The organism is Bacillus sp. AP50, assembly GCF_040492675.1.
Classification (GTDB): Bacteria; Bacillota; Bacilli; order Bacillales; family Bacillaceae_G; genus Bacillus_A; species Bacillus_A cereus.
In genome coordinates this window covers 1-8,091 of the sequence record NZ_JBEUTW010000231.1, presented here as the reverse complement: position 1 = coordinate 8,091, position 8,091 = coordinate 1, and the positions used below count along the sequence as shown (strand labels likewise).

The following is an 8,091-nucleotide window of genomic DNA, read 5'->3' as shown; positions in this document are numbered from 1 at the left end:
GGATATTGAAAATAATAATCTTGGAAAAGCAAGAGATAGATTGCATGGCCTCATCTTTACATACCCAAATGAATTACATCTTCGAAAACAACTCGGAGATATTTATTATAAATTACAATATCCAGAAATGGCTGGACGTTACTGGTATCTAGAAGAGCATAAAACAGGTATTATGCATGAATCATGTTTATTATTTGAAAAATCAATGGGAAATAGTCCTCATCATATTGCACGTGCTTTAAAGTTTAAAGGCGATTCTAACCATATAAAAGGGTTGTATAAAGATCAACCTTTATCTTCAGTGCAGAAGAAAGTAGCAGAGGAGTTAATTTATGAGTATAAAGAAACATGGAAAGATAAGCTAGTTCCTTTTGGCTGTCTAGCATTGCTTGCTTCCCTCCTCTTTTCTGCCGTTGTTGGTCTATTCACTATTTGGAATTGGATTTTTTAATCACAGGGGGAATTTTCACATGTCAAACTACGCTAAAGAAGAAAGGCTAACAGGGGGAAACGTCTCAAGCGTATATCGTTCTAAAAATACTGTTCGGCGAGAGTTAAAGCCAGACAGTGAAAAGATTCATAAGCTATTGCAATATTTAGAAAACAAAGGATTTCATTATGCTCCAAAGTTTTTAGGTGTAGATGAAAAGGATAGAGAGATTTTATCCTTTATTGAAGGAGAAGCTGGCAATTATCCTTTAAAAGAATATATGCGATCTAATGATGTATTAAAAGAAATAGCAAAGATGCTCCGCCTTTACCATGATGCTGTAAGTGATTTTCCGTTATTAGCTGATTGGAAACCGATGGATCATACTCCAAATAACATTGAGGTTTTATGTCACAATGATTTTGCCATATATAACATTATTTTTAATAATAAGAAGCCAGTAGGGATTATTGATTTCGATGTTGCTGCTCCTGGTCCAAGACTATGGGATATCGCTTATACACTCTATACTTGTGTGCCTTTAAGTAGAGTGTATTATACTGAATCCGGTGAAGCCGTTCATTATGACTCATCGCAACATGCAGATCGTATTAAAGAGAGAGTGAATTTGTTCGTTCAGTCCTATGATAAAAATATGGATGAAGATTACTTAGGAATGGTGTTGCTTCGATTAGAAGGGTTATGTACATATATGAAACGAAAAGCTCAAGAAGGCGACTTGAATTTCCAAAGAATGATCGATGAAGGACATCTAGAGCATTATGAGAAAGATATGAAGTTTATTCGTGATCATAGGGCTGAGTGGAGTTGATTTAGTAATAAAGAAAAGTTAGTATCGTTTTTTGCCGACAACTCAATCTCTCTTTTCGAATCGTTTAGAAAATAACAAGGGGCACCTTTCAAAAAGGTGCCCCTTCCTTTTATTTCGTAAACTGTGCTTCTTCCGTAGATCCTTTTAACGCTGTCGTTGATGAAGTTCCGCCTGTAATCACTTGTGCCACTTCATCAAAGTAACCTGTTCCTACTTCGCGTTGATGACGTGTTGCAGAGTAGCCATGTTTTTCAGCTGCGAATTCTGCTTGTTGTAGTTCAGAGTATGCTGCCATGCCGCGCTCTTTATAGCCACGTGCTAGTTCAAACATACCGTAATTTAATGAATGGAATCCAGCAAGTGTTACGAATTGGAACTTGTAACCGTAAGATGCGATTTCCTTTTGGAAGCTTGCAATTGTTTTTTCATCTAGTTTTTGTTTCCAGTTGAATGAAGGTGAGCAGTTATATGCAAGTAGCTTCCCTGGATGCTCCTTATGAATTGCGTCCGCAAATCGTTTTGCATCTTCTAAATTTGGTTCTGACGTTTCACACCAAACGAGGTCTGCGTACGGTGCATACGCTAAACCGCGCGCAATTGCTTGATCAAGACCTGCATTCGTACGGTAAAATCCTTCTGGTGTTCTTTCTCCTGTAATAAATGCTTTATCAACAGGATCAATATCGCTCGTAATTAAATCAGCTGCATCCGCATCTGTTCTTGCAACGATAATTGTCGGCACTCCCATTACATCTGCTGCAAGGCGTGCAGAAATTAAATTGCGTACTGCTGTTTGCGTTGGTAGTAATACTTTTCCGCCTAAATGGCCACATTTTTTCTCTGAAGATAATTGATCTTCAAAATGCACACCTGATGCACCTGCTTCAATCATACCTTTCATCAGTTCGAATACATTTAATTGCCCACCAAATCCAGCTTCTGCATCTGCTACAATCGGTACGAAATAGTCTGTATCATCGCTTCCTTCCATATGCTGAATTTGATCCGCACGTTGAAGCGTTTGATTAATTCGTTTTACTACAGCAGGTACGCTGTTCGCTGGATATAAACTTTGGTCTGGATACATATGCCCAGAAAGGTTTGCATCAGCTGCTACTTGCCAACCACTTAAGTAAATCGCTTTTAACCCAGCTTTTACTTGTTGCATCGCTTGGTTTCCTGTTAATGCGCCAAGTGCGTTAATATAGTCTTCTGTATGAAGCGATGTCCAAAGCTTCTCAGCACCACGACGCGCTAACGTATGTTCAATATCAATTGACCCGCGCAGGCGAATTACATCTTCTGCCGAATATGGACGTGTGATCCCTTTCCAACGCTCATCTAATTCCCAGCTTTCTTGTAACTTCTCGATTCTTTCGTTTTTCATTTGTTCCATCCCCTTTTCATTTTTTATAAAATTTCATAACCCGGTAATGTTAAAAATGGTACGAATTCATCATTTCGAACGAGATTTGTAAACAACGTTGTCGCCTCTTGGAATCTCCCTTTCTTAAAGGCTTCCTTACCAATCTCTCTTTCTATTTTTGCTAATTCTTCTTCTTTTAATTCTTCCATTAATTCAAGCGTAATATTACGACCATCATTTAGTTTTCCACCTTCATGACGAATCCATTGCCATACTTGTGCTCTTGAAATTTCAGCTGTTGCCGCATCTTCCATTAAGTTATAAATGGGTGCTGCTCCCCGTCCGCTTAACCAAGATGCAATATATTGAATACCTACGCTAATATTCATGCGAAGGCCCTCTTCTGTAATCGTTCCCACCGGTACCTCTAGTAAATCGTTTTCTGTTACACATATTTCTTCACGTCTTCTAAAAATTTGATTTGGTGTTTTCATAATGTGATTAAACACTTCCATTGCAACCGGTACAAGTCCAGGGTGGGCAACCCAAGTCCCGTCATGACCGTCTAAAGCTTCGCGTTCCTTATCAGCACGCACTTTTTCAAAAGCTGCTTCATTTGCTTCTGGATTATTTTTAATCGGAATTTGTGCCGCCATTCCTCCAATTGCTGGTGCATTACGGCGGTGACATGTTTGAATTACTTTCAAAGAATACGAACGCATAAATGGCGCCGTCATCGTGACTTGTGCTCTATCTGGTAGTAAGAATTTATTATGATTACGGAAACTCTTTAAAAAGCTAAAAATATAATCCCATCTTCCGCAGTTTAAGCCAGCAGAATGATCTTTTAGCTCATACAAAATTTCATCCATTTCAAACGAAGCGTGAATCGTTTCCAGTAACACAGTTGCTTTAATCGTTCCATTTGGAATGCCGATATATTTTTGAGCAAATACGAATACATCATTCCATAATCTCGCTTCTAAATAACTTTCCATTTTCGGTAAGTAAAAGTATGGGCCGCTCCCTTTTGCTAAAAGAGCTTTCGCATTATGGAAAAAGTACAAGCCGAAGTCTACTAAGCTACCCGACATATTTTTCCCATCAACTTGCATATGCTTTTCCTCTAAATGCCATCCTCTTGGACGTACAATGAGTACAGCTGTTTTCTCATTTAATCTATATTCTTTCCCTTTATCATTTTCATGTGAAATCGTTCCCTTTACTGCATCTCGTAAATTGATTTGGCCTTCCACTGCATTTTCCCAAGTTGGTGAATTCGAATCTTCAAAATCCGCCATAAAAAGATGCGCTCCTGAATTTAAAGCGTTAATGACCATCTTTCTATCTACCGGTCCAGTAATCTCTACACGGCGATCCTCTAAGTCTTTTGGCAGCTTGGCAATTGTCCAATCCGCTTCACGTATGTGTTTTGTTTCTTCTAGAAACTTCGGAAACTCCCCTGCATCAATTCTCTTTTGTTTTTCTACACGTTTTTGTAAAAGTTCTATGCGGCGCTCATTAAAATTCTCATGTAGTTCCTTCAAAAAACTAAGCACCTCAGGTGTCAATATTTCGCTGTACGCTGGTAACATTTCTCCAACGAGTGTAACCCGTGAAGTTTGCGTCGACATATTAGCATCCCCTTCTTAAACTGTTTTATAACAGATTTAATTTCATGTTTTATATTATATAACAAATCTTCAGAAAAGGAAGTTTTTTTTGAAAATTCATTTCGTTTTTTTTCAAAACGCCATTCTTTCGCGCTTTATTTCATACAAAAAAGGCCGCTGTTATACAACAACGACCTTTTTGTATTATTTTTGAATTTCACTTTGACTAGTTAAACTTTATTACTGCCCTTGTTCCATATCATGCAATATTGCTCTATGTAAAAACTGTGCGTATTGTTCTCTCGTTACCTTCATAGACGGACCGAATTTACCTTCTCCGATTCCCATTGTAATACCATTTGTTTGTACTGCACTAATTGCATTCGTTGCCCATGAATTTGCTGAAACATCATTAAAGTTATGAGATCCCTTTGCCTGTAGGTCAAAAGCATTCGTAAGAACTTGTGCCATTTCCGCACGCGTTAACGTCGCCTTCGGTCTAAAGTTTCCATTCTCGTCTCCCTGGAAAATTCCGATTTCCGTTAGAGCCAATATCTCCTCGATAAAGCTTGTTGAATTTTCATCGATATCTCCATATGGGTTTTCATATTCATCTTGTTCTTCCATATCAAACACACGGTAAATTAAAGCTGCAACTTGCTCACGTGTTACATTATCCCCAAAACCGAATATTCCATCGCCATATCCCAAAATTATTTCTTGTTCCGCTAATTCATGAATTGCCTCATATGCCCAATGTCCTTTTGGTACATCTTTAAATACAATTGTATTTGCTTTTTGCAACGGTGCACTTTCCGCTTTTACACTATTACTCTCTGCTGAGAATAACACCCCACCCATAATTGTTAATGCTGTAGCTGTTTTTAATAATTTTTTGCTCATCAAATTATCTCCCCAATATGTATATGTTTTTTTAAAAATATACAGAATAAATGGTATAGTGACAATATATTTTCCGACACATTTCGTGACGGTTTTGTGAATCATATTACACATCATGTCTTTTTCATCGGGTTGATTATAAAGCTTGTTTATAACCATAAAAATACATAAATACGAATAATAATTCTTTTTTAAACAAACAAAAAAGCACAAATTTTTCTATTTGTGCTTTCATATTTCACTCTACTTCCAATCCTCTTTCAAATGATAATTAATAATCGCATTATTAATAAACTGAGCATATTGTTCTCTAGGTACAGGGCGATTTAATTCATACATGCCATTCCCAGTTCCTCTCACAACATTATTAGATTGTAACGCACTAATTGCATCTTCTGCCCAGTGACCTTTTGGAATATCTTTAAATGTATGTTTTTGTTTCGTTTCAAAATTAAATGCTCGTTTTAAAATGACAGCCATTTCCGCTCTAGAGATTGGTGCTTTCGGCCTAAAATCCCCTTGGCCATCCCCTGTAAAAACACCACGTTTTGTTAACGCTAAAATTTCCTTTTTAAAAGTGGTTGTACTATCAGAAACATCTTTATATGGATTCGCTACTGGCCCTTCTTCTTTTATCTCAAGTGTTCTGTAAATAGTCCCAGCTACTTGTTCACGTGTTATAAGATCACCAACACCATACTTCCCGTTTCCATACCCTAATATAATTTTATGATACGCTAAATCCATAATAGCATCATATGCCCAAAATCCGTATGGAACATCTTCAAACACAATCATTTGTGGATACTCTTCCGCTTTTACAGGTGTCACATTCGCCCCTGCAAATATACCTCCTGCCATTGTCGCAATCATCATTACACCCAATATTTTTTTCTTCATTATCCTCTCTCCCTATTTCATTCAAATAAAATGAACTTCATTGTTTCAGGAGTACTATTTTTTTTGTGAATGTAAGATAAAATGCAAATCTTCTAGAAGAAATATTCCCACTACCTTTCTGCTTTATACCCCCTTCTTTCTTTTTCAAAAAGGAAGTTGTCACATCTAAGGTGTTATATACTAAAACATTCTACAATCTCTTTATAAACTCCTTTTCACTTTATAACTTCCCTTTATTGGCACCTAAAGGAGATGCCTAATGGAGATTACTATATTCATGGTTTATATTTCAGAGGTAGCATCCCCCTTCACTGATAACTCGCTTTCGCTGAATTTTGAGGTGGGGGTCTTACTGCCCAGCAAATAACGGGATAAAAAAATCATCCTTTTTTCTTAAAAGAGGATGATTTTTTTATATTTATTAACACTCAAATATGCTACTACTTTTGAAGAGTAAATTGGGCAACTATTTGTTTTAATTTTCCTGCTGCGTTATGCATATGTTCAATTGAAACCGAAATCTCTTGAACAGATTTTTCTTGCTGTTGAATAGACTCTTTTACCCTATCAGTTCGGTCAGATGATCTTTGGGAAATTTGAGCCATGTCTTCTGCAGAAGCCGAGATTTCCTCACTACTCGCTGCAATTTCATCTGTAGACATAGATACCGTTTGAATTTGCTCAGATACTTGCTGTACTTTTTCTGTAATTGTTCCAAATACTTTTTCTGTATGCATTACTACTTGTGTACCTGCCTGTACCTCATTATCTACTTTCCCCATCATATGTACCGTATGGTTCGTTGTTCCCATAACTTGAGTAATAAGATTCTCAATTTGTTTTGCAGAATCACTAGATTGTTCTGCTAATTTCCGCACTTCATCTGCCACAATTGCAAATCCTCTACCACTTTCACCAGCACGTGCAGCCTCAATTGCGGCGTTTAATGCTAATAAGTTAATCTGGGAGGTAATACCTTGCATAACATCAATGATTTTAACAATTTCTTCTGATTGTTCTTTCATAGTCTCTACTTGTTTCACACCGCTATGTACCGAATTTTGGATTGTATCCATCTGTTGAATCATTTGTTTCATTAATTTGTTACCACTCTCTGCATCTAATGCTGATTGAGCAGATAATTCATTTACAGAGGATGATGTATTGACTATACTCTGCATTCCTTGCGTCAACTCTTCCATCGCACCCGCAGTTTGTTCCATTGCTTGCATTTGACTCTCTGCACCATTTGCAACTTCTTCAATATCCATAGTGATTTTCTTCGCTGCACTACTAGATACTTCTGATGCAGATACTACTCCGTCTGCATGTTGGAATAAAAGCTGAATATTATTCTCTACTTCTTGCATATTTGTTCTTAGCCCTGCAATCATCTCGTTAAAATTACTTACTAATACACCTAATTCATCCTTAGCAGTATAATCACCATGTACGGTTAAATCTCCTTCTTTCGCTCTTTCCATCATACGACTAACCGTTTGTAAAGGAGCAACTATGAGCTTGCTAATAATATAACTTACTATACATATAACGATTGTAGTAACTACTACAAGAATGATAAAGGTAATAACGGAACGATCAATCATTTTTTGAGAATCTTTAAATACTTGGTCAGCTAAATTTGAAACATACGATTCTAGATCCACTGCATAACCAGCTAACTCTATTCCCTTCGGTTTTAATTCCTTCTGAAATTCATTTACCATTTGTGGCTCATTTGTTGCCTTCGCCTTTTTAAATAATTTTTTATATGTATCTTTATAACTTGGCAAAGATTTCTTCATCTTCTGAAATAGTTCATCCTCTTGCTTACTTAAATTAAAACCATCATCATATTCTTTTAATAAAGAATCATATTTTTTAAGATCCTTTTCAATATTATCAATTATCCCCTCTTTATTTGCCACTTCATTTTGTGATGCCGTAATTAATTCTAGTAAGTTATATTCTAATGAATTTTGTGTACGAAGCATTCCTTCTAATAAAATTGCAGAATATTGATAATCATCTACTACAACCTCTGTAT

6 protein-coding genes and 2 pseudogenes are annotated in these 8,091 nt (G+C 36.6%); 2 read left to right on the top strand and 6 right to left on the bottom strand.

Annotated elements, in window-relative coordinates:
• Nucleotides 1-451 (top strand): DUF6584 family protein (locus ABWK52_RS17800; RefSeq protein WP_353772046.1); only part of this gene is annotated, 451 nt, incomplete at its 5' end.
• Nucleotides 452-470: 19 nt separating this feature from the next.
• Nucleotides 471-1,262 (top strand): phosphotransferase, encoded by a 792-nt coding sequence (locus tag ABWK52_RS17795; protein WP_098541338.1) that lies wholly within the window; start codon nucleotides 471-473, stop codon nucleotides 1,260-1,262.
• A 109-nt stretch (nucleotides 1,263-1,371) separates the two neighbouring features.
• Here ABWK52_RS17795 and aceA read toward each other — a convergent pair whose 3' ends face one another.
• The 6 genes and pseudogenes from aceA to ABWK52_RS29800 all read right to left on the bottom strand — a co-directional run.
• Nucleotides 1,372-2,649, bottom strand: coding sequence for an isocitrate lyase (gene aceA / locus ABWK52_RS17790; RefSeq protein ID WP_000787346.1), 1,278 nt, complete (start codon nucleotides 2,647-2,649; stop codon nucleotides 1,372-1,374).
• Between the two features lie 23 nt (nucleotides 2,650-2,672).
• Nucleotides 2,673-4,262, bottom strand: a complete 1,590-nt coding sequence (gene aceB / locus ABWK52_RS17785; RefSeq protein ID WP_000107349.1) for a malate synthase A — start codon at nucleotides 4,260-4,262, stop codon at nucleotides 2,673-2,675.
• A gap of 219 nt (nucleotides 4,263-4,481) precedes the next feature.
• Complete coding sequence (locus tag ABWK52_RS17780) at nucleotides 4,482-5,249, bottom strand: S-layer homology domain-containing protein (protein ID WP_114159535.1); 768 nt, start codon at nucleotides 5,247-5,249, stop codon at nucleotides 4,482-4,484.
• A gap of 138 nt (nucleotides 5,250-5,387) precedes the next feature.
• A complete protein-coding gene (locus ABWK52_RS17775; protein ID WP_000727094.1) occupies nucleotides 5,388-6,044 on the bottom strand; it encodes an S-layer homology domain-containing protein in 657 nt (218 codons plus the stop codon).
• Between the two features lie 440 nt (nucleotides 6,045-6,484).
• Nucleotides 6,485-7,129, bottom strand: a pseudogene (locus tag ABWK52_RS29805) (methyl-accepting chemotaxis protein); the annotation flags it as partial.
• A 351-nt stretch (nucleotides 7,130-7,480) separates the two neighbouring features.
• A pseudogene (locus ABWK52_RS29800) lies at nucleotides 7,481-8,038 on the bottom strand (MCP four helix bundle domain-containing protein); the annotation flags it as partial.
• Between the last annotated feature and the right edge of the window lie 53 nt (nucleotides 8,039-8,091).